The sequence below is a fragment of the Curtobacterium sp. VKM Ac-1395 genome (assembly GCF_015350975.1).
Taxonomy (GTDB): domain Bacteria; phylum Actinomycetota; class Actinomycetes; order Actinomycetales; family Microbacteriaceae; genus Curtobacterium.
In genome coordinates this window covers 33,345-54,468 of the sequence record NZ_JADKRX010000009.1, presented here as the reverse complement: position 1 = coordinate 54,468, position 21,124 = coordinate 33,345, and the positions used below count along the sequence as shown (strand labels likewise).

The following is a 21,124-nucleotide window of genomic DNA, read 5'->3' as shown; positions in this document are numbered from 1 at the left end:
GGACCCGCTCGTCCCCGGGACCCGCTCGTCCCCGGGACCGTCGGCGGGCCCTCGCCGTCGTCCCCCGTCCGGCGTACGATCCGTGCATGTCACCCCCGTCGGGCTCCGCGCGCGCCGGACGGATCGCGGGTGGCGTGAGCGTCCTCGCCGGCGTGGTCGCCGTCGCCGTGCTGCTGTCGCTCCCGGTCCCGACCGGCCGGTCCACCCCGGAGCCCCTCGTGCGGGACACCCCGTCGGCGGCACCCACGCTGCCCCCGGTGGACGAGCCCTGGTACCGCACCGGCCTGCCCGTCGAGGGCGAGATCGTGCCGATCGGCGCCCGTACGACCGGACGGGTCGAGGTCGTCCGGTCCGGCGAGCGGAGCGTCCGGGTGACGATCACCGACTTCGCCACCGACCTGACCACGGCCGACATCCGCGTGCAGCTGACCGCCGGCGACGTCATCGCCGGTCGGCGCGGCGCACGCTGGGTGCCGGACGGCAACCCGGTCGAGGTCGGCGTCGTCCCGCACGGCGCGACGACCGCCGTGATCGAGGTCAGCATCCCGCAGATCCTGCCGGACCCGGTGCACTCGCTCGTCGTCCTCGACTGGAACACCACCACGATCATGGGTGGTGCGGAACTGCTGCCCGCATACGGCACGATGGTCGGGTGACGCTGCCTTCCCTCGCCGACCGGGTGTGGTGCCGGCTGCGGCTCGACCGTCTCGCCGGCGGACGCCAGGCGGGCTACGTCATCCGGCAGGACATGCTCGCGCACCCGGACACCGTGCGCTCGTTCCGGTGGATCCGCTGGCTGCTCGTCGCGGAGACCGTCGTGGGCCTGGCGGCGATCGTGATCGCCGTCGTGCTCACCCACCTCGGCCAGACGGTGCCGTGGGCCGTGTGGTTCCGTGCGACCGTCGTGCTGCTCATCACCCTGACGCTCTACGTCTTCGCCTGGCGGGCGCAGCTCGGCTACTACTGGGCGTACCAGCGGCTCCGCCTGTTCAGCCGCGTCTTCCCGATCGTGACGCTCATCATCGCGGCGATCCCCGGCCTCTACCCGTTCTGGATGGTCGTCGAGCAGATCCTGTTCTCGGTCCTGATGGTCGGGATCGGTGACGTGCTCACCTCCGACCACATGCGCTCCACGTTCCCGAAGCCCGTCCGCCGACCCGCTCCGTAGGATCGCTCCATGGTGATCCTCGGCGGTGCGCGGTTCGACCCGGACGACCTCCCGCGGTTCGCGGGCGAGTTGACCGCGCGGGTGTTCGGCGGCGCGCGGGTCCCGACCCTCGACGAGCCGGACGTCGTCGCCGCGATCGCGCTGCTGGCGGAGTCCGGTGGGGGAGCGGCCGACCCGGACGAGTTCGACCCCGCCGAGCTCCTGGCGTACGTCCTGGGCATCGTCGCCGCCGAGACGTCCCTGCCCGCCGGAGCACTGCTGGAGCCCGTCGACCTCGACGTCCGCCGTGGACGAGTCGAGGACGCCGTCCGCCGCGTCGTCGGACACCGCGCCTGACACCGGGCCTGCCACGATCAGCGTGGGCGGAGCATCGTGGACACCATGACGAACACGACCCTCCCCGGTGGCACCTTCCGCCTCGCCGACGACCTCGAACTCACCCGCGTCGGGTACGGCGCGATGCAGCTGGCCGGCAAGGGGGTCTTCGGACCACCGGCCGACCGTGACGAGGCGATCCGCGTCCTCCGCACGGTGGTCGAGCTCGGCATCACGCACATCGACACGTCGGACTACTACGGCCCGCACGTCACGAACGAGATCATCCGCGAGGCCCTCCACCCGTACCCGGCGGACCTCCGCATCGTGACGAAGGTCGGTGCCCGACGCGACGCGAAGGGCGGCTGGCCGAACGCCCGCGAGCCGCACGAGCTCGTCGAGCAGGTGCACGGCAACCTCGAGCGGCTCGGCGTGGAGCGGCTCGACGTCGTGAACCTCCGCATGGGTGGCTTCGACGCGCCGCAGCCCGGCTCGATCGCCCCCCAGTTCGAGGCACTCGCGGAGCTCCAGCAGCAGGGCCTGATCAACCACCTCGGCGTCTCGACCGTGACCGCCGAACAGCTCGCCGAAGCGCAGGGCATCGCCCCCGTGGTCTGTGTCCAGAACCTCTACAACCTCGCCCGCCGCGAGGACGACGCCCTCGTCGACCTCACCGCCGAGCAGGGCATCGCGTACGTCCCGTACTTCCCGCTCGGCGGGTTCTCGCCCCTGCAGTCCGAGGCCCTCGACGCGGTCGCAGCCCGCTTGGACGTGCCCCGCCTGACCGTCGCGCTCGCGTGGCTGCTCCAGCGCTCCCCGAACATCCTCCTGATCCCCGGCACCTCGTCGGTGGCCCACCTCCGCGACAACGTCGCGGCAGCCGGCTTCACGCTGCCGGCCGACGCGGTCGCCGAACTCGACGCGATCGGCACCGGCGCGTAGGCGGCACCACGCGGGTCTGCCCGCGCCGACGGCGGACGGGAGGCTCGTGGCGGCGCCGCCACGAGCCTCCCGTCCGGCCTGTGGAGAAGTCCGCAGGCCGTCGGTGCGGTCCTCTACGATGGTCGGTACGGGGGTGACGTGTGAAACTCAAGATGACCATCGCGGACACGGCGGGGACCGAGCAGGACGTCGTCGTGACGGCGGACGTGACGGCGACGATCGGCAGCCTGGCCAACCGGCTCGCCACGGGCAGTCCGGTGGGTGACGTCCCTCTGACGCTGCGCGTGCAGTTCCCGGACCGGCCGCAGGCGCGCCTGCTCAACCCGTCAGCGACCGTGCACGAGTCCTCTTTGCGGTCCGGCTGCCGGGTCGAGATCGTCCCCGCCACGGAACGCCGACGGGGCGACGACGTCGAGGACGCCCCCGCGGCGATCGTGCAGGTGCTCTCCGGACCGGAAGCCGGCCACGAGTACACGCTCACGCACGGCGTGAACCTGATCGGTCGCGACGCCATGGCGCAGGTCTACCTGTCGGGCGACCACGAGGTCTCCCGACGACACGCGTCGGTGATGGTCGGCGACACGATCGAGGTGATCGACCTCAACTCCGCGAACGGCGTCGCGGTGGACGGCCGGCTCGTCGCCCGCGCCTTCGTCGAACCCGGCACGACGATCCAGGTGGGGGAGTCCCGCCTGCGGATCGTGCCGCTCGCGGCACCCGGGGTGCCCGTGGCTCCCGGGTCGGTCGGGGCACCCGCACACGATGCCTTCTCCCGGTCCCCACGCGTGGAGCCCGCGCACCGCGGCAAGCAGTTCACCCTGCCCGAGATCCCGGTGCCCGGCGAGAAGCCCCGGTTGCCGATCCTGGCGATCCTGGCGCCGATCGTGCTCGGCGCCGTGCTCTTCCTCGTCACGAAGCAGCCGTACACGCTGATCTTCATCGCGCTCTCGCCGGTCATCATGATCGGCACCTGGATCGACCAGCGCGTCCAGGTGAAGCGGCGCAAGCGGGACGAACGCCAGCGGTTCGAGGAGTCGCTCGCCGACACCCGCACGCGCCTCGCCGCCGAGCGCGAGCGCGAGGTCCAGGCCAGGGTCGCCGAGTCCCCGTCGCCGGCGGTCGTGACGGCCGCCATGCGCTCCCGCTCCGAACTCCTCTGGACGCGCAAGCCCGAGCACACGACCTTCCTCGAGGTCCGGTTCGGTGCCGGCACGCTGCCCTCGCGTGCCACCATCACGATGCCGTCGAAGAACTCGGGCAGCGTCGACGACTGGAACCGTGCCGAGGACCTCGCCGACGAGTACGCCACCGTCGGCCCGGTCCCCGTCATCGAGACCTTCGAACGTGCTGGCGCCATCGGCGTGGCCGGCACCGGTCTGGCGGCGGACGACGTCGCCCGGTCGCTCGTGGTGCAGCTCGTCGGGCTCCACAGCCCGGCCGACCTCGTCGTCACCGCGTTCGCCGGTGGCACCACCACCGACCAGTGGGGCTGGCTGAAGTGGCTGCCCCACGTCGACTCGCCGTACAGCCCGCTGCGTTCCGGTGGCCTCGTGCGCGACTTCGCGGGGGCGTCCACGCTCCTCGCCGAGCTCGAGGGCCTCGTGGCGACCCGGCGCGACGCCGGCGCCGGCCGTGGTGAGCACGTGCGGTCCCGGCTCGACGAGTCCCGTGCCCTCGACGAGGAGCACGGCGAGTCCGTCGACCGGCTCCCGGCCACCCCGGCGGTGCTCGTCGTCGTCACCGCCGAGGCCCCGGCCGACCGCGCCCGGCTCGTGGCGCTCGCCGAGGAAGGCGCCGACTTCGGGGTCTTCGTGCTCTGGCTCGCGCCGACGCAGCAGGCGCTCCCGGTGGTGTGTCGTACCTACATCACGCTGGACCGGCAGAGCGGCACCGCGACCGTCGGGTTCGTGCGCACCGGCCAGGCCGTCGATCTCGACGAACTCGACCGCGTCGACCCGCTCGAAGCCGCCACCGTCGCCCGGGCCATCGCCCCGGTGCAGGACACCGGTGCCCGCGTGCTCGACGAGACCGACCTGCCGCACAGCGTGGCCTTCGTCGACCTGTACGAGGGCGACCTCGCCGGCGACCCCGCTGCCGTCGTCAGCCGCTGGTCGAAGAACGACAGCCTCACCGCCGACTGGGTCCGCGGCGCCGGGCGTGAAGCCGGCGGCATCCGGGCCGTCATCGGGCAGGGGCCGAGCGAGCCGCTCGCGCTCGACCTCCGCGCGCAGGGACCGCACGCGCTCGTCGGTGGCACCACGGGGTCCGGCAAGAGCGAGTTCCTGCAGACCTGGATCATGGGCATCGCGGCCGAGTACGCCCCTGACCGCGTGACCTTCCTGCTCGTGGACTACAAGGGCGGTGCCGCGTTCGCCGAGTGTGTCGGGCTGCCGCACACGGTGGGGCTCGTCACCGACCTCAACCCGCACCTGGTGCGGCGTGCACTCACCTCCCTCCGTGCCGAACTGCGCTACCGCGAACACCTGCTGAACGAGCGCGGCGCGAAGGACCTCGTCACGCTCGAACAGCGTGGGGACCCGGCCGCGCCGCCCGCGCTCGTCATCGTGATCGACGAGTTCGCCGCGCTCGCGTCCGAGATCCCGGAGTTCATCGACGGCGTCATCGACGTCGCCCAGCGCGGCCGGTCGCTCGGCCTGCACCTGGTGATGGCGACCCAGCGCCCGAGCGGGGTCATCAAGGACTCGCTCCGCGCCAACACGAACCTCCGCATCGCCCTCCGCGTCGCGGACGAGGTCGACAGCTCCGACGTGCTCGGCGTCCCCGACGCGGCCTGGTTCGACCCGGGCACCCCCGGTCGTGCCGCGGCCAAGACGGGCCCGGGGCGCGTGCTGGACTTCCAGACCGCGTACCTCGGTGGCCGGTCCGACGACGTCGTCGTGCACGAACCCGACGTCGACGTGCAGGACTTCCCGTTCGGCCCGGGCACGATGTGGCCGAGCGCCGTCCGTGCCCCGCGGGACACCACCCGGGCGAAGGACATCGAACGGCTCGCGCGCACCATCGCCGCAGCCGCTGACCGTCGCGCGCTGTCGATCCCGCGCAAGCCCTGGCTCGACCAGCTCGGCGAGACCGTCGACCTCGGCACGCTCGCACCCTCCACCGGTGCGGCGCTCGTCATCGGCACGCTCGACGTCCCCGAGGACCAGCGCCAGTCGGCGTACGCGGTCGACCTCGACGCCGCGGGCAACGTCGCCGTCATCGGCGCGGGTGGTTCAGGGAAGTCCACTGCCCTCCGCGCCGTGGCGGTCGCCGCGTCCGCCGTGGCCGACCGGCACCCGGTGCAGATCCACGCACTCGACTTCGGCGGAGGCGGGCTGTCCATGCTCGAGGCCCTGCCGACCGTCGGGTCCGTCATCAGCGGGCCGGACGACGAACGCATCACCCGGCTGCTCACCGACCTCGAAGCGACGATCGCCGACCGGTCCACCCGGTTCGCGGCTGCCCGCACGGCGTCCCTGACCGAGTACCGCGCAGTCACCGGAACGGCCGAGCCGCGCATCCTGGTGCTCATCGACGGCATGGGGGCCTTCCGGAACGAGTACGAGTTCCGTCCGGGCACGCTGCAGCTCTTCGACCAGGTGCTGTCCCTGGCGTCGACCGGTCGTTCGCTCGGCATCCACCTCGTGATGGCGGCGGATCGCGTCGGGGCGTTCCCGACGAACCTGCAGGCCAACATCGGCGAACGGATCGTGCTCCGACTCGCGAGCGAGATCGAGTACAACGCCGCGGACGTGCCGGCCGACGTCCTGGACGACGCCGTCCCCGGGCGCGGGCTCGTGGACGAGCACGAACTCCAGGTCGCCGTCCCCGCCGGCAGTGCCGACCTCGTGGTGCAGGCGGCGGCCGTGGAGGCCCTCGCCGCGTCGCTCGTCGAGCGTCACGTGCCGCGCACCCCGGAGATCCGCCGGTTGCCGGCCGTGGTCGACGTCGGGACCCTCGGCTCGTCCGTCGGCGGCCGGCCGACGATCGGTCTGGCGGACGACACCCTCGGCGCCGTCGGCATCCCGACCGACGGCCTGTTCGTCGTCACCGGCCCGTTCGGTTCCGGCCGCAGCACGACCATGCGCACCCTCATCGGGTCCGTCACGGCGACGTTCCCCGACCGACCGGCCTACCTGGTCGTCGGGCGGCGCAGCGCGCTCCGGGACGCCGCCGCCTGGGCCGAGCTCGCCACGGACTCCGACTCGGCGGACGCGCTCGCCGGACGCCTCGCCACGGCGCTCGAGTCAGGCGGGGGCACCGGACCGGAGCCGTTCATCGTGATCGAGAACGTCGGCGACTTCGAGGGGCTGCCGGCCGAGTCGCAGGTCGCGCGGCTGATCAAGGCTGCTCGTCGCGCCGGGGTGTTCGTGCTCGCCGAAGCCGACACCGTCACGGCTCCGAGCGCCTGGCAGCTCTTCGGTGAGCTGAAGACCGCCCGCGCCGGCATCGCGCTCCAGCCCGAGGAGACCGACGGTCTGACGCTCTTCCGCACGGCGTTCCCGCGGTGCACGCGGTCGGACTTCCCGCTCGGCCGCGGCTTCATGGTCGACTCCGGTCGGATCACCCGCGTGCAGGTCGCGCTGCCCGCCCAGGGCGGTTCGCATCGCATGGGTGATGAGAGAACCGGTGGTGCTACCGTGTCGTGAGTCGTCGGAGGGGCTGACGACCAGAACCACCAACTGAACGGGGAATCACCATGCCGAACATCAACGTGTCCTACCAGGAGCTCAACGGCAACGCCGACCGGCTGCTCGCAGGGCGTGACGAGATCAACGCGACGCTGTCGAAGCTGCAGGCGCAGATCGCGTCGCTGACGCAGGCGGGGTTCCAGACCGACCGCTCGTCCGGTGCGTACAACGACGCCTACCAGCGCTTCACCTCCGGTGCGCAGAACACCATCGGTGGCCTGAACGACCTGGCCCAGTTCCTCCGCACCACCGCGACCACGCTGGGCGACGTCGACCAGCAGCTCGCGTCGAAGCTCGGCCGATAGGACTGATCGGGGGGAGGACCGCCGCTCCGGCGGCGGTCCACAGGGGGTGAACTGTGTACGGGGAGATGTCCAACCTGCGGGCGAAGGCCCGAGCACTCCGCGACGACGCCGACGGCCTGCGCTCACGAGCCTCCGCGCTCGTGGCGCAGGCCGAGGCGCTGTCGTCGTCGTCCAAGGCGGTCGAGGGCGTCCGCGCCCGCGTGCGGGAGTCCGGCGCTGAGCTCGGCAAGAAAGCCCAGCTGCTCGACGACGCCGCTGAGGCGCTCGAGGCCCACGCCAAGGCCGTCGACGCCGTGAAGGCGCAGATCGCCGAGGCCGAGCGCATCGCGCGAGACCTCTGGAACCAGGCCTCGAACCTGGTGGCGAACGTCGTCAACACCGTGAAGGACGTCGCGAGCACCGCGGTGAACGGCTTCATGAACGTGCTCGGTGCCGCGATGTCGGGCAACCCGGACCAGATCCAGGTCTCCGTGCACATGGTCGGCGGTCGCGAAGTCTCGAGCTCGCAGGTCTCCAGCGCGCAGTCCTTCATCGCCCAGGTCCCGGCACCGCCTGCATCGGGGTCGAAGGACTGGATCGACGTCCGGAGTGCGGCCAGCCGGAACGGCATCGGATGACGCCCGCACCGGACACCACGACCGACGTCGTCGAGTGGCATCTGTCGGTCGAGGAACTCCGCGCCGTCCGTGACCACCTGCCGGGGCTCGTCCTGCCGTCGTTCGTACCCGAGCGCACGTCCGTCGTCGGTGTCGGCGTGGTCGACGCGCTCGTTGCTCGGGGCGTGCTCGCATCTGCGCCTGCTCTCGACGCCGAGTCGTGGTCCGATGACCTCGACGCTCCCTTCCTGCTCTCCTTGGCGCTGCAGAACGCCGGGTCGATCGTCATCCAGGTCTCGGCCTGGACCCCGACGTCGACGACCGCGCACTCGACGGTCATCCAGGCCGCCGCTGCGTCGCACCTGACCGTGTGGACCGGTGCCGACCACGGCGACGGACGCGCACGGGTCCGCGGTACGGTCCTCGACCTCGCCTGGCAGACGCTCGCGTCGCTGGTGCCCGAGGCCGAGGTCACCGACCGTGTCCATGGCACCACGACGGTCAGCACCGTCGCGTCGCAGGCCATCGTCGACGCGATCAAGGGTCGCGACGCACGGGTGCTCGACGCCGTCGTCAAGGAACTCCACGTCCCGGCCGACGCGGTCCCGCTGTTCCGTGGGCTCGCCGAGCCGGTGCGGCAGGGGTTCCGCGTGAAGGCCTTCACGCTGGACGGTGGGCCCGTGTTCGCGCGCAACTGGTTCGGCACCAGCCACGGGTGGCTGCGGATGAGCGTCGGACTCGACGCCGCCGCGCGGACCGGCGAGGTCACGCCCGAACGCATCACCGACGCCGGCACGGTCACCGTGACGGCGCAGACCGACGAGGACATCCGCACGGAGTTGCTGAGCCTCGTCGCTGGACTCGTCAGGGACAGGGATGTCATCGGGGGCAGCAATGGTTGACGGGCTCAAGGTCGACTTCGCGGAGATCGACCGGATGGTGACGGGGTTGACCAACCTCAATGCCTACGCGTTGCCGCTCGTGCCGAAGGTCGGTGCGCTCTCGGCAGACGGTGACCTGCTCGCGTCGGCGATCCTGTCGCCCGGCACGGCCATCGCTGCCGAGGGCGCGGTGCTCAGCGCATCGGCGCAGCTCGGCGTGACGATGGTGACGACCGAGGCGCTCGTGGTCATCACGGCGTCGATCGTGAAGGTCTACGAGGCGGCCGAGACGGCCATCGCTGCCGCTGCTGCTGCGATCGAGGCCAAGGTCGCAGAGGCCGTGGCGGTCACGGCCCGGGTCGTCACGGATGTCGTCCTCGGAGTGCAGACGGTCGTCTACACCGTCACCGCGGTCACGGCCATCGTCAAGCAGGCCATCGACACGGGTCTCGTCAACGACATCGCGGGCATCGCCGGACAGTCGATGCAGCAGGCGCTCACCACCGCGCTGCAGTCGGATGGAACCCTCGCGCAGCGGCTCATCGTCTTCGCCACCGCCACCGGCAACAACTTCGGCGACAACTTCATGGCAGCGCTGCCGGCGCTGAGCCCGAAGATCGTGGAGGTGGAACAGAACGCCCTCGGAGACCTGCGGGGTTCTGACACCTACGAGAACCTCCTCAGCACCCTCATTGCCGATGGCCATCGCTTCGGGCTCTTCGATGACGGCACGCCGTCGTTCGTCGACCGGGCCATCGACCCGGAGAAGCTGGCCGATCGTCGAGACACGGCGCTGGCCGCGAGCATCGCCCAGACCGGACAGTCGTTGAAGACCGATGCCGACGGCAACATCATCCCGACGGACGTCAGTTCCCTGTTCGCGAGCTCCAGCCAGATCGACAACATGGGCCAGGACGACTTCGCCAACATCCGGATCTTCAAGACCGTCGGCGAGGACGGCATCACGCGGTACACCGTGCAGATCCCGAGTACGCAGAGCTGGGACCCGGCAGCGGGCGCAGCACCGAACGACCTCACCTCTGACGTCATGGCCATGCGATACGGCAACAACACCGCGCTGTCGAAGGGCGTGCTGGACGCGATGGACCGCGCTGGCATCACCGACGAGCCGGTGATGCTCACCGGGTTCAGCCTCGGCGGGATCACGGCGGGCGCCGTTGCGGCGGACCCACACGGTTACAACGTGCAGCAGGTCGTCACGGCCGGTTCGCCGATCGGTGCCATGGACATCCCATCGTCGACCCATGTATCGGCCTTCGAGTCGACGAAGGACCCGATCGCCGCGTTGGACGGAGTGCACAACCCGTCATCCTGGACAACTGTCGGGGGAGCCGCACCGACGAAGATCGGTGAAGGCTCGGTGCCGACGATCGCCGACGCGCACGACGCGAACCGGTACGCGGTGATGGCAGGCCAGAACCCCGCGGTGAACAAGGATGGTTCGATCGCACAGTTCCTCGGGGGACCCGGGAACCAGACGACCGTCACCGATTACCAAGTCCGGAGAACCAATTGAGCCCCTCACGTCGACGTCTCGCGCTGATCGCTGCAGCCTTCGTCGTGGTGGGAGCCATCGGAGGGTGCAGCACCGTGGACGATCCAGCCAGCACGGACAAGCCGTCGAGTTCCAGCGCGCGCGGCGGCGGCCAGTCCATCGCGGAGGCACGAACGCAGCTCAAGTCGATCGCGGGTCTCAGCGCGACGTCGATCGAAGTCGACGAGACGGTCTCCGGGCTCAACAAGCACCACCAGGTGCTCGTCAAGGCCACGGCGGACACGTCAGCCGATCTGCCCGCGCTCATCGACCACCTGGCGCAGCTCGGCTGGTCGGTGAACCAGGACGAGCCCGACACCGGTGTGTACGTACGGCTCCAGGTGTCGCCGCAGCCGGTCATGGGCGACATCGCGAAGCAGAACGGCTGGAGCGATGCGGCGTACTCGACGTCGACTGACCGGCTCAAGCAGCTGGTTCTGCTCCCCGAGGCAGCTGTGCGCGCGCGCTTCGGGGACTGGCCGGGCCCAGTACCGTCTGCGAGCGACCTCGGCAGGTGACGGACTGGTGATGGCACCAGCACCGAGGGCGCGGCACCGCTCGATCTCCACGGCACGCGCAGTGGTGGCCGCCGCCTGCCTCCTCAACGTGGCTCTCGTCGCCGGCTGCTCCGAATCGCCACCGGCAGGACCTCCGACGCCATCCGCGTCCGCTTCTGCCGGTGTCGGGGGGCAATCCCTCGCACAGGCTCGTCAGCAGCTGGCTTCCTGCGGATGCGTGACCAACGCGTCAGTGAAGGTGAACCAGACGCTCTCGGGTTTCAACACGCACCGACGCATCTGGTTCGAAGCGACGACGGACAGCACGTCACCGGACGAACAGCGGGACCTCGTCGAGTACCTCTTGTCTCTTGGCTGGTCGATCAACGACGTCCACGCCGACGAGGGAGTGAGCGTCCGTCTCCACACGTCGCCGCAGGTCGTCGTGGGAGGTCTGCTCGACTCGTCGTGGCCTGACGTCCAGTACCGACCGGCGCCGGAGAGTTTCAAGAGCGTGGTCGTGGTGAGTCGCCCCTCGCTCGAGCAGGAACTCGGAGCGTGGCCGGGCCCGCGACCCCGGGCCTTCCTCAGTGCCACGCGTGGAACCGCTCGACTTGACGACGAATCCGCTGACGCGGTCCTGTCGCTGGAACGCGGGCTGGTGCGAGGTTGAAGACATCCATCCGGTGTGGAGTCGCTGCTGCAGTCCTCATGGTGAGCCTGACGGGGTGTTCGGGTACTGAGGGCGGACGGACGGTGCAACAAGCGACTGCAGCTGTGGAGTCGGTCCAGGGGGTGGCAGCTGCCGAGGTCGAGATGCGGAACTACCGGTCTGGCTTCACGTCCACCTGGGGAGTCACCATTTCCTTCAGCCCAGGTGACGCTTTCTCCGAAGTCGACAAGAAGGCCCTGTTCGAACGGATGCTTCGAATCGGCTGGTCTGTGAACGAGGAGAAGATCGAAACTGGAGTCGCGATAGCCCTTGACGGCGATGATCAGGACATCAACCTCGTTCAGATCGCCGAAGACTCTGGTCTGTCCGGTGTTCGTCGTGCGGGGAACCTGACTTCTCGGTTCTCAGTCCCTTCGTCGGTTCTCCAGGATGAATTCGGGGATTGGCCGGCCCAGGGCTGACGAAGCCCGCATCGTCAGCGGGACCCGGACCCGGACCCGGACCCGGACCCGGACGCGGACGCGGACGTCGGCAGGCACGGACGAGCCATTGGGTCCGAGCGTCCTGGATGCTCGTGATCGCGTCCAGGCCGCACCTGGAGTCGCGAGTGCGACGGTCGGATGGGCGACCAGGCTCGGGCGGGCCCCGACCGGCGTGCAGTTCAACGTCCCAGCGCCGTCAGGCAACGATGTCCAAGCAGTCTTCGAAGACCTCGGGGTGTCGACGATTCCGTTTCGTCCTCGGTGTTCTCGATCTTGTAGGCGTCCTCGGCGCCTGAACTCTGGGTCGCCGGATGCCGTTGCACGCTGTCGGAGGTGAGCGTCAGGCGATGGTGGCCAGCGCGAACGGCAGCACGGCAGAGGCCCCCGCACGGCGGAGTTCTCGCCCCGCAACGGTCATCGTCCAGCGGCTGTCGACGAGGTCGTCCACGAGCAGCACCGGCCCCTGGTGGGACTGCAGCGCCGCCCCGAGTTCCGGTCCGACGGTGAAGGTGTCCCACACGCCGCTCAGCCGGTAGGCACTGTTGGTCGCGCCGTCCCCACGTGGCACCCCGCCGTCGCGGTCGAGCGTCCCGAGGAACTCGAGTTTGCCGATCGACGACAGTGCCGCCGCGAGGGACGCGACGAGTTGGGGCCGGGAGCGCGAGGACATCGCGACGACCCCGGTCGGGCGGGTCTCCCACGGCCAGTCACGGAGGGCGCGGATGCAGCCGTCGAGCAGTTCGCGGGACACGGGTGCGTCTGGCACACCGGTGGCGAACAGGGCGCGGAGGGGACCGCCCCAGCCGAGGTCGGTCAGTCGTGCGACAGCACGCCCCGGGGCGACGACCTCGCCGGCGCCGAGCTTGCCGCGGACGGGGACGTCGAGCGCCGCCATTCCGGACGGCCACTGCGCCCGCGGTGCGATCTCGACCCCGACCTGGTCGAGGGCCGACGACGCGCCCTCGGCGGCAGCGCCGGGCACGTCGGCGGGGTACCAGACGCCCGCACAGTTGTCGCAGCGCCCGCAGGGCTCCGCGGTCGGGTCGTCGAGGTCCTGCTGCAGGAGCTGCATGCGGCAGGCGTCAGTCGACTCGTAGTCGAGCATCGAAGAGGCTTCGGCGGCACGGGCAGCGGCGACGCGTGCGTAGCGGGCCTCGTCGTACTCCCACGGCTGCCCGGTCGACACCCACCCGCCGGTGACACGGCGGACGGCGCCGTCGACGTCGAGCACCTTGAGCAGGAGCTCGAGCGTGGAGCGCTTGATGTCGACGAGGCCCTCGAGCGCGACGGTCGACATCGCCGAGTCCGTGGAGAGGGCGTCGAGCACCGCAGTGGCACGCGACTGGGTCGGCATCGACGCGCTGGCGAAGTACTGCCAGATCTCGCGGTCCTCGCGCCCGGGCAGCAGGATCACGTCGGCGTTGTCCGTCGCACGGCCTGCACGACCGATCTGCTGGTAGTAGGCGACGGGGGAGGAGGGCGCCCCGACGTGCACGACGAACCCGAGGTCGGGCTTGTCGAAGCCCATCCCGAGCGCGCTCGTGGCGACGAGGGCCTTCAGCTCGTTGTTCTTGAGCTGCTGCTCGAGCTGTTCGCGTTCGTCGGTGTCGGTCCGGCCCGTGTAGGCCCGCACGGCGTGGCCGCTCTCACGCAGCAGCCGCGCGATGTCCTCGGCCGCGGAGACCGTCAGCGTGTAGATGATCCCGCTGCCGGGCAGGTCGCCGAGGTGTGCCAGGAGCCAGCCGAGCCGAGCGCGGGCATCGGGCAGCGTCAACACGCCGAGGCGCAGCGAGGCCCGGGCGAGGGAACCGCGGATGGTGAACACCGGGTCGGCCGGGCCGGCGGTGAGCTGCTCGGCGACGTCCTCCACCACGCGTTCGTTCGCGGTGGCGGTGGTGGCCAGCACGGGGACGCCGTGCGGCAGTGACCGGATCAGTTCGGCGAGCCGGCGGTAGTCGGGCCGGAAGTCGTGGCCCCAGTCGGAGATGCAGTGGGCCTCGTCCACCACGAGCATCCCCATCCGGGCGATGAGCGCCGGCATCTGCTCGTCGCGGAACTTCGGGTTGTTCAGGCGTTCGGGGGAGACGAGGAGCACGTCGACCTCGTCCCGCGCCAGCTTCGCCTGGGTGTCGGACCACTCGTGCGCATTGGCCGAGTTGATCGACACCGCCCGGACACCGGCCCGCGCTGCGGCCGCGACCTGGTCCCGCATGAGTGCCAGCAGCGGCGACACGAGCACGGTCGGACCACCCCCGCGCCGGCGGAGCAGCAGGGTCGCGAGGAAGTAGACCGCCGACTTGCCCCACCCGGTGCGCTGCACGACGAGGGCGCGCTGGCGGTGCTCGACCAGGGCGGAGATGGCCTCCAGCTGTCCGGGGTGGAAGACCGCGTCGGGGCGACCGGTCAGGGCGAAGAGGGCCTCCCGTGCCTCGGTCGCGAGCTCGGCCGACGGCGGCGCCGTCGGCGTCGCTGCCACGCCCAGCGCGGACGCGGCAACGGTGGACGCAGGCGGGACGAACGGTCCGGAGCCGAGCACAGGAGAGGACATGCCCCCATGCTGTCAGCACCGACCGACGGAACGCGCCCCGAGCCTCCTGGCTGTGGACAGACCGGAGGATGTGGAGAGCCGACCGGTCGGGAACGACCCGACCATCCTCGCTACTGGTAGGTGACGAGCGAGGGCGTCGGTGTGACCTGTGACATCGTCTCGGACGGCGAGAGCATGGGCGTGTCCTCGTCGAAGAAGTTCTTCCAGCCCCAGTGGACGTCCTCGGGCGCGTCGACGTGGAGCGCCTTCCACGTCGCCTGCTTGTCCGGCTGCGATCCCTGGCCGTCGACGTGGACGAGCATGTCGAGCTCCGGGTGGGACTGGAGCGCCGAGCGGTCCTGGATCATGGACAGGCGGAACTGGTGCAGGACGAGGGCCTTCGGCGGCAGGTCCTCCGATCGGACGAGGTCGGCTAGCCACGCGGACACCGCGTTCACCTCGGCTGCGCTCACCGTTCCGATCTGTCGCAGCGGGACCTGGTCCGGTCCGAGTCGCCACTCCGGATCGAGCGCGAGCCACACGCCGGGTCGCTTCAGCAACGACTCGTAGCGCTTCGCCTGCGACAGGAAGTCCGAGCGCCCGGGCTGCAGGTCGATGACCACCGGCATGCCCGCGTCGTGCGCTGCGTCCACGTATGGTTCGAGCGTCGACACCGGCAGTTCGGTCGAGTAGTCGCCGTCGGCACCCGCGTCGCCGGCTGCGACCGTCGCGATCAGCTCGAACGCGGGGGACACGGGCTCGTTGCTGAACCCGTCGTACTTCGTCGCGAGCTCCCGGACCCGCCGCACCGACGCCGTGGGGTCCTGCTCTCCGAGGACCCCGAGCGCCGGAGCACCCGGAGCGCCGTACATCGCGACGTACCGGTGACCGTCGAACGGACGCTGGCCGCCGTGCGGCAGCTGCCAGCCGCTCTCGGCCGCCCGCACGGTCCACCGTGCGTCTCCGAGACCCGCGAACGCTGCACCGACCAGGACCGTCGACGAGTCCTCGTGGTCGTGCAGCGCACGGATGACGTCCGGCGCGGCGGCCGGATCGGTCACGCCCTCGGGCATCGTCACCACCGTCGCGCCCGCCGCATCAGCGGTCCCGACCACCGCAGCGTCGTCCGCTGCGTCCGCCACCAGGACGGTCGCCGGCCGGGAGGCTCGGGGTGCGTCGGTCTCGTCCGTGTCCTCCGACGCGGACCGCTTGTCGACCGACGAGTCGATGTGCACGATGCCGACGGTCTGGTACCAGCGCGCGTCGAGACGCTCCAGCTCGTCCGCCACTGCTCGTCGCCGCTCGGCGTCCACGAGCAGCACCGGGACGTGGGCGCGGCGCGCAGCGCTCGCCGCCGTCCGGATCGACCGGGCGTCATCAGCGGGGGCGAGGACGGCGCCCGGCGCCGAGGCGAACAGCGCACGACTCGCCTGGAGCGCCCGTTCCGCCGGATCTCGCTGCGTCGCGACCGTGACCGTGTCGGCGGAGGCCGTGGTCAACGTCGCGGGAGTCTCGGACGGTGCTGTCCCGGTGCAACCGGCCGCCCCCAACAGGAGTCCTGCGGCTGCCAGCACGACGACGGAACGGGTGGATCGGGAACGCATCGGGCCACCCTAGGGGAGCCGCGCTGGACGGGTCGAACCGGGTGGCGCGGTGAGGGCTCGTCGTCCGCTATGCTTGTCGGGCTGCTCCGCGCTCGGTCGGGTGCGGGTGGCGGAGTCCCTCGGGACTTCGAGTTCTCCGGAACTCGCGGGCTGTGGCGCAGCTTGGTAGCGCACTTGACTGGGGGTCAAGGGGTCGCAGGTTCAAATCCTGTCAGCCCGACCGAACCGAAGAACAGTCGAGAGACTGCAGACATGGAGAAGGCCCCTCGACAGACGTCGAGGGGCCTTCTCCATGCTCGTCTCAGCCGACGGACGACGGTGCCCGCTCTGCCCAGACCGGGCCGTCCACGGCGCTGCCCTCGGCAGGCGCACCCGGTGCCGGCCAGCGTGTGGTCCACACGAGCAGCAGCGACACGACGCAGAACGCCACGAAGAACGCGATGACGTAGACGGCGACGGTGAGGTACCCGTTCGCGAAGTGGTCTGGATCGAGGAAGAAGTAGGGGTAGTAGTGCCGTGCCGAGCGCGCCTGGTCACCGGTGAACGGGCCGCGGAGCATGGTCACCACCAGCCAGATGACCGGTGCGATGAGTGCCGTGCCGACGGTGGGGACTCGGACGCGGCGGCGGTCGGGGCCCAGCAACCAGTCGAGCAGCACGAGCGCCGGTGCGACGATGTGCAGGGAGGCGTCGGCCCAGGGGATCACCGCGGCCGGCGGCACGGTCCCGCGGAGCAGGAGGTTGTCACCGAGGGACGTCAGCACGACGGCGCTCGTCACGGTCAGGCGGGCGGTGACCCAGTGCGCGCTCGGCGTCCGCACACCGTGCCGCAGGAGCATCACCGCGCCGATCACGAAGACGGCCACGGCAGCCAGGTTCGAGTCCTCGGTGAAGAAGAGGAAGAAGTCGAGGACCTTCCCCGGGATGCCCCTGACACCGATCGTGTGCCAGAAGTGGATGCTCTGCAGGAGCTCTCCGGTGATGGCCGCGACGATCAACGCAGCGGCGACGATCCGGGCGGTGGCGACGACTCTGGCGTGCATGCGCCGATGGTGACATCGCTGCGGGACCGCGTCGTCCGCGGTACCACCGAGACGACCTGTCAGGACTGCAGATCCACCGTGCGGAGCGCGCCCGGGGCGAGGACGATGGGCAGCACCGCACTCAGGAGATGATGCGCCATGCAGTTCCTCGTCAACGTGATCGACGACGGCCAGGCCGAAGCCGCCGGCCGGACCCACTCCGCCACCGCCGCCGAAGCCGAGGCGGTCCAGGCCCTCAACGACCGGTTGCAGTCGGACGGTCGCATCGTGTTCGCCGGCGGCCTCGCCGCCCCCGCCGACAGCGTCGTCGTCGACACCAGGAGCGGCGACGTCGTCACCACCGAGGGGCCGGTCGTCGACGCGGCCGAGTACGTCGCGGGGTTCTGGGTGCTCGAGCTCCCGGACGTCGAGACGGCACGGGCGGTCGCTGCCGAGGCCTCCACCGCCTGCAACCGCAAGATCGAGCTGCGCCCGCTGCTGTGAAGTGTCCGAGCAGCACCGGCCGCGCGTGACGATCATCGGAGTCGTCGCGTCCTGTTCACGGGCGCAGCATCCCGCGCCCGGACAGGAGACACCATGAGCACCACCGACCACGACGACAGCACGACCAGCCGGCCGTCCTTCCGAGACACCGTCACCGCGGGCCTGGCGCAGAAGGCCCTCGAGCCGGTGCTGCGCGCCGTGCGGGACGAGATCGCCTCCGCTCGGCGAGAGATCAGCGAGCGTGCGACGAGCGCGAAGGCGGGGCTGCTGCTCACGGGCGTGGCGGTCGCGTTCGCGCTGACGACCCTCGTCGTGCTGGCCGGCTTCGTGGTCGCGCTCCTGGCGCTGGTGCTGCCGGTGTGGGCGGCCGCGGGCATCACGTTCGCCGTGTTCGCGATCGTGACGGCGGTCCTGCTGGTCCTCGGTCTGCGCGGCATCCGCCGTGGTGTGCCACCGGTGCCGTCGGACACGATCCGTTCGGCGAAGGACCGCCTGACCGACCGGTCGTAGTCCGCCGGTGCCGTCGGACACGATCCGTTCGGCGAAGGACCGCCTGACCGACCGGTCGTAGCGCCGACAGGGTCGAGATCGAGCTGACGAATCCGGTCGGCGACGTGCGGGTTCTGCCAACCGGACCCGTCACGCGTCATTTCGGGAACGTCGACCCCGGCGAGCAGCGGGTCGCTGCCTGGATCGGCGGCGTGTTCGGCCTCGTCGTCGCGATCGACGCGGGTGGGTCCGGGTGAGCGTCGGCTTCGCGCTCCTGGTCTCGCCGTTCCTCGGCCTCGCCCTGAACACGTGAGCACGTGAACACGTGAACACGTGCGCCCGTGCGCCCGCCTGAGCGCCTGCGCGCCTGCGTGCCTGCGCGCCTGCGCGCCTGACGCGACCCGGTCACATCCCGAGCTGCTCCCGCAGGTAGGGTGCAGTCCGGCTCTCGGTGGATGCGGCGACCTCGCGCGGCGTCCCGACGGCGACGACCTTCCCGCCGGCGTCACCACCGGCCGGCCCCATGTCGATGACGTGGTCCGCCCCGGCGACGACGTCCATCGCGTGCTCGACGACGACGACGGTGTTGCCCGCGTCGGTGAGCCGGCCGAGCTGCGCCGCCAGGAGTTCGACGTCAGCCGGGTGCAGCCCCGTGGTGGGCTCGTCGAGCAGGTACAGCGTGTGCCCGGTCCGCGCCCGTTGGAGTTCGGTCGCGAGCTTGATGCGCTGCGCCTCGCCGCCGGAGAGCTCCGGCGCGGGCTGTCCGAGTCGGAGGTACCCGAGCCCGACCTCGCGCAGGGTCTCGAGCCCGCGGGCGGCGATCGGCAGGGGAGCGAGGAACGGTGCGGCTTCGTCGACGGTCATCGCCAGGACGTCGGCGATCGACGCGCCCTGCCACCGGACCTCCAGGGTCGACGCGGTGTACCGGCTGCCGTGGCACTCCGGGCACGGCGCCCAGCTGCCCGGCAGGAACAGGAGCTCGACGGAGACGGACCCCTCGCCCTGGCAGACCTCGCAACGGCCGCCGGCGACGTTGAACGAGAACCGTCCGGCGGTCCACCCTCGTGAACGGGCCTCGGGCGTCGCCGCGAACGCAGCACGGACAGCGTCGAAGAGCCCCGTGTACGTGGCGAGGTTCGAGCGGGGTGTCCGGCCGATCGCCTTCTGGTCGACCACGACGACCCGGTCGACGAGCGGGTGGTCCGCGGCCACGCCGGGGAGCACCCCACCGACGAGCGAGGACTTGCCGGACCCGCTGACGCCGGTCACCGCGGTGAGGACCCCGAGCGGCAGGTCGACGTCGAGGTCCTGCAGGTTGTGCCGGCTCACCCCGCGCAACGACAGCGTGCCCACCGGCTCACGGACCGACGACCCACCACCAGCCGAACCAGAACGACCACCAGAACCACCAGAACCACCAGAACCCGAACCTGCCCGCAGGTACCGCCGCGTCACCGAGGCCTCGACCGACGCCAGCCCGTCCACCGGCCCGCTGTACAGCACGGTCCCACCGCCGGTTCCCGCCCCGGGCCCGACGTCGACGATCCAGTCGGCCCGGCGCACGATGCTCATGTCGTGCTCGACCACGAACACGCTGTTGCCGCTCGCGCGCAGGTCCTCGAGCACCTCCATCAGCGACTCCGCATCGGCGGGGTGCAGCCCGGCGCTCGGCTCGTCGAGCACGTAGACGACCCCGAACAGCCCCGAGCGCAGCTGCGTCGCGATCCGCAGGCGCTGGGTCTCGCCGGGGGAGAGCGTCGGCGTCGAGCGATCGAGCGCCAGGTACCCGAGCCCGAGCCCCGTCAGCACCTCGACCCGCGTGAGGAGGTCCGACGCGATGGCCACCGCGACCGAGGAGCGCTCGCCGGAGGACGCCTTCGACGTCGCCGCGGACGCGTCCGTGATCGCCGCGATCGGCCGCAGCACGTCCGCCAGGTCGGTCAGCGGCAGCCCGTTCAGCCCGGCGATGGAGTGTCCGCCGACGGTCACGGCCAGGGCGGTGCGGGTGAGCCCGGTCCCATGGCAGAGCCCGCACGGCCCGGACTCGACGAACCGCAGCACCTTGTTCCGCTGCGTCTCGCTCTGCGAGTCCGCCAGGGTGTGCAGCACGAACTGCCGCGCGCTCCAGAACCGTCCCTTGTAGGGCTTCGCCACGCGGTCGCGCTTGGGGTGCACCTCGACGACGGGCTGTTCCTCGGTGAACAGCAGCCAGTCGCGGTCTTCACGGCTCAGCTCGCGCCAGGGCCGCTCGATGTCGTACCCGAGCCCCGCGGTCACGTCGCGCAGGTTCTTCCCCTGCCAGGCGCCGGGCCACGCGGTGATGGCGCCGTCCCGGATGCTGAGCGAGTCGTCGTGCACGGCGGAGGCCTCGGTCACCTCGTGCGCGGTGCCGAGCCCGTGGCAGCGCGGGCAGGCGCCGGCGACGGTGTTCGGCGAGAACGAGTCGGACTCCAGCCGGTCGGCTCCGTCCGGGTAGGTGCCCGCGCGGGAGAACAGCATCCGCATCGAGTTCGACAGGGTCGTCAGCGTCCCGACGGTGGACCGGGCGCTCGGGGCACCGCGACGCTGCTGCAGCGCCACGGCCGGCGGCAGCCCGGTGATCGAGTCCACGTGCGGCGTCGACCCCTGCGCGATGAGCCGGCGCGCGTACGGCGCGACGGACTCCAGGAAGCGCCGCTGCGCCTCCGCGAACACCGTCCCGAAGGCCAGGGACGACTTGCCCGACCCGGAGACGCCGGTGAACGCGACGATCCGGTCGCGCGGGACGTCCACGTCCACGTCACGCAGGTTGTTCTCGCGGGCACCGCGCACACGGATGAAGTCGTCGTGCCCGGGGGAGTCGGCAGGGGCGGTTCGCGAAGTGGGCATCCCCTC

General features: G+C 71.1%; 18 protein-coding genes and 1 tRNA gene. 15 read left to right on the top strand and 4 right to left on the bottom strand.

All coding sequences use genetic code 11. The annotated features are described in order from the left end of the window. Window positions 1–86 precede the first annotated feature (86 nt). From ITJ68_RS17550 to ITJ68_RS17495, 12 genes are all read left to right on the top strand, one after another. Entirely contained in the window at window positions 87–656 is a 570-nt protein-coding gene (locus ITJ68_RS17550) for a hypothetical protein (RefSeq protein WP_194663282.1), read from the top strand. Next, window positions 653–1,168, top strand: coding sequence for a hypothetical protein (locus ITJ68_RS17545; protein WP_268096853.1), 516 nt, complete (start codon window positions 653–655; stop codon window positions 1,166–1,168). The genes ITJ68_RS17550 and ITJ68_RS17545 overlap by 4 nt, the downstream gene beginning before the upstream one ends. A 9-nt stretch (window positions 1,169–1,177) precedes the next feature. Then, window positions 1,178–1,504, top strand: coding sequence for a hypothetical protein (locus ITJ68_RS17540; protein WP_194663217.1), 327 nt, complete (start codon window positions 1,178–1,180; stop codon window positions 1,502–1,504). Between the two features lie 45 nt (window positions 1,505–1,549). Continuing rightward, window positions 1,550–2,425, top strand: coding sequence for an oxidoreductase (locus ITJ68_RS17535; protein ID WP_194663215.1), 876 nt, complete (start codon window positions 1,550–1,552; stop codon window positions 2,423–2,425). A gap of 152 nt (window positions 2,426–2,577) precedes the next feature. Beyond that, a complete protein-coding gene (locus ITJ68_RS17530; protein ID WP_194663213.1) occupies window positions 2,578–7,074 on the top strand; it encodes an FtsK/SpoIIIE domain-containing protein in 4,497 nt (1,498 codons plus the stop codon). A gap of 50 nt (window positions 7,075–7,124) precedes the next feature. Continuing rightward, the gene (locus tag ITJ68_RS17525) at window positions 7,125–7,421 is read left to right on the top strand and encodes a WXG100 family type VII secretion target (protein WP_071270879.1); all 297 of its coding nucleotides are present in this window, start codon (window positions 7,125–7,127) and stop codon (window positions 7,419–7,421) included. Between the two features lie 65 nt (window positions 7,422–7,486). Next, window positions 7,487–8,038 (top strand): hypothetical protein, encoded by a 552-nt coding sequence (locus ITJ68_RS17520; protein ID WP_194663211.1) that lies wholly within the window; start codon window positions 7,487–7,489, stop codon window positions 8,036–8,038. After that, on the top strand, window positions 8,035–8,919 hold the full coding sequence (locus tag ITJ68_RS17515; protein WP_194663209.1) for a hypothetical protein: 885 nt from the start codon (window positions 8,035–8,037) through the stop codon (window positions 8,917–8,919). The genes ITJ68_RS17520 and ITJ68_RS17515 overlap by 4 nt, the downstream gene beginning before the upstream one ends. Continuing rightward, the gene (locus ITJ68_RS17510) at window positions 8,912–10,435 is read left to right on the top strand and encodes a hypothetical protein (RefSeq protein ID WP_194663207.1); all 1,524 of its coding nucleotides are present in this window, start codon (window positions 8,912–8,914) and stop codon (window positions 10,433–10,435) included. The genes ITJ68_RS17515 and ITJ68_RS17510 overlap by 8 nt, the downstream gene beginning before the upstream one ends. Window positions 10,436–10,509: 74 nt before the next feature. After that, window positions 10,510–10,971 carry a hypothetical protein gene (locus ITJ68_RS17505; RefSeq protein WP_194663205.1) on the top strand — a complete coding sequence of 154 codons (462 nt, stop codon included), beginning with the start codon at window positions 10,510–10,512 and terminating at the stop codon, window positions 10,969–10,971. A 238-nt stretch (window positions 10,972–11,209) separates the two neighbouring features. After that, on the top strand, window positions 11,210–11,623 hold the full coding sequence (locus ITJ68_RS17500) for a hypothetical protein (RefSeq protein WP_194663203.1): 414 nt from the start codon (window positions 11,210–11,212) through the stop codon (window positions 11,621–11,623). A 122-nt stretch (window positions 11,624–11,745) separates the two neighbouring features. After that, the gene (locus ITJ68_RS17495) at window positions 11,746–12,084 is read left to right on the top strand and encodes a hypothetical protein (RefSeq protein WP_194663201.1); all 339 of its coding nucleotides are present in this window, start codon (window positions 11,746–11,748) and stop codon (window positions 12,082–12,084) included. Window positions 12,085–12,445: 361 nt separating this feature from the next. Here the strand turns inward: ITJ68_RS17495 and ITJ68_RS17490 are convergent, their stop codons facing one another. Both ITJ68_RS17490 and ITJ68_RS17485 read right to left on the bottom strand, forming a co-directional pair. Further along, window positions 12,446–14,653 carry a RecQ family ATP-dependent DNA helicase gene (locus ITJ68_RS17490; protein ID WP_228506014.1) on the bottom strand — a complete coding sequence of 736 codons (2,208 nt, stop codon included), beginning with the start codon at window positions 14,651–14,653 and terminating at the stop codon, window positions 12,446–12,448. A 110-nt stretch (window positions 14,654–14,763) separates the two neighbouring features. Further along, window positions 14,764–16,131 carry a hypothetical protein gene (locus tag ITJ68_RS17485; RefSeq protein WP_228506012.1) on the bottom strand — a complete coding sequence of 456 codons (1,368 nt, stop codon included), beginning with the start codon at window positions 16,129–16,131 and terminating at the stop codon, window positions 14,764–14,766. Between the two features lie 251 nt (window positions 16,132–16,382). Between ITJ68_RS17485 and ITJ68_RS17480 the strand changes: the two genes are divergently transcribed. After that, window positions 16,383–16,456, top strand: a tRNA-Pro gene (locus ITJ68_RS17480). Window positions 16,457–16,537: 81 nt separating this feature from the next. Here the strand turns inward: ITJ68_RS17480 and ITJ68_RS17475 are convergent. After that, window positions 16,538–17,278, bottom strand: coding sequence for a Pr6Pr family membrane protein (locus ITJ68_RS17475; RefSeq protein ID WP_194663197.1), 741 nt, complete (start codon window positions 17,276–17,278; stop codon window positions 16,538–16,540). 138 nt (window positions 17,279–17,416) lie between these two features. Between ITJ68_RS17475 and ITJ68_RS17470 the strand changes: the two genes are divergently transcribed. Both ITJ68_RS17470 and ITJ68_RS17465 read left to right on the top strand, forming a co-directional pair. Beyond that, complete coding sequence (locus ITJ68_RS17470) at window positions 17,417–17,761, top strand: YciI family protein (RefSeq protein ID WP_194663195.1); 345 nt, start codon at window positions 17,417–17,419, stop codon at window positions 17,759–17,761. Between the two features lie 93 nt (window positions 17,762–17,854). Further along, the gene (locus ITJ68_RS17465; RefSeq protein ID WP_194663193.1) at window positions 17,855–18,271 is read left to right on the top strand and encodes a phage holin family protein; all 417 of its coding nucleotides are present in this window, start codon (window positions 17,855–17,857) and stop codon (window positions 18,269–18,271) included. 384 nt (window positions 18,272–18,655) lie between these two features. Here the strand turns inward: ITJ68_RS17465 and ITJ68_RS17460 are convergent, their stop codons facing one another. Further along, complete coding sequence (locus tag ITJ68_RS17460; protein WP_194663191.1) at window positions 18,656–21,118, bottom strand: excinuclease ABC subunit UvrA; 2,463 nt, start codon at window positions 21,116–21,118, stop codon at window positions 18,656–18,658. Between the last annotated feature and the right edge of the window lie 6 nt (window positions 21,119–21,124).

Bases quoted from the DNA above. Each gene is read 5' to 3' on its own strand.
- ITJ68_RS17550 (WP_194663282.1), top strand. From the start codon at position 87: ATGTCACCCCCGTCGGGCTCCGCGCGCGCCGGACGGATCGCGGGTGGC.
- ITJ68_RS17540 (WP_194663217.1), top strand. From the start codon at position 1,178: ATGGTGATCCTCGGCGGTGCGCGGTTCGACCCGGACGACCTCCCGCGG.
- ITJ68_RS17535 (WP_194663215.1), top strand. From the start codon at position 1,550: ATGACGAACACGACCCTCCCCGGTGGCACCTTCCGCCTCGCCGACGAC.
- ITJ68_RS17530 (WP_194663213.1), top strand. From the start codon at position 2,578: ATGACCATCGCGGACACGGCGGGGACCGAGCAGGACGTCGTCGTGACG.
- ITJ68_RS17525 (WP_071270879.1), top strand. From the start codon at position 7,125: ATGCCGAACATCAACGTGTCCTACCAGGAGCTCAACGGCAACGCCGAC.
- ITJ68_RS17520 (WP_194663211.1), top strand. From the start codon at position 7,487: ATGTCCAACCTGCGGGCGAAGGCCCGAGCACTCCGCGACGACGCCGAC.
- ITJ68_RS17515 (WP_194663209.1), top strand. From the start codon at position 8,035: ATGACGCCCGCACCGGACACCACGACCGACGTCGTCGAGTGGCATCTG.
- ITJ68_RS17510 (WP_194663207.1), top strand. From the start codon at position 8,912: ATGGTTGACGGGCTCAAGGTCGACTTCGCGGAGATCGACCGGATGGTG.
- ITJ68_RS17490 (WP_228506014.1), bottom strand. From the start codon at position 14,653: ATGTCCTCTCCTGTGCTCGGCTCCGGACCGTTCGTCCCGCCTGCGTCC.
- ITJ68_RS17475 (WP_194663197.1), bottom strand. From the start codon at position 17,278: ATGCACGCCAGAGTCGTCGCCACCGCCCGGATCGTCGCCGCTGCGTTG.
- ITJ68_RS17470 (WP_194663195.1), top strand. From the start codon at position 17,417: ATGCAGTTCCTCGTCAACGTGATCGACGACGGCCAGGCCGAAGCCGCC.
- ITJ68_RS17465 (WP_194663193.1), top strand. From the start codon at position 17,855: ATGAGCACCACCGACCACGACGACAGCACGACCAGCCGGCCGTCCTTC.
- ITJ68_RS17460 (WP_194663191.1), bottom strand. From the start codon at position 21,118: ATGCCCACTTCGCGAACCGCCCCTGCCGACTCCCCCGGGCACGACGAC.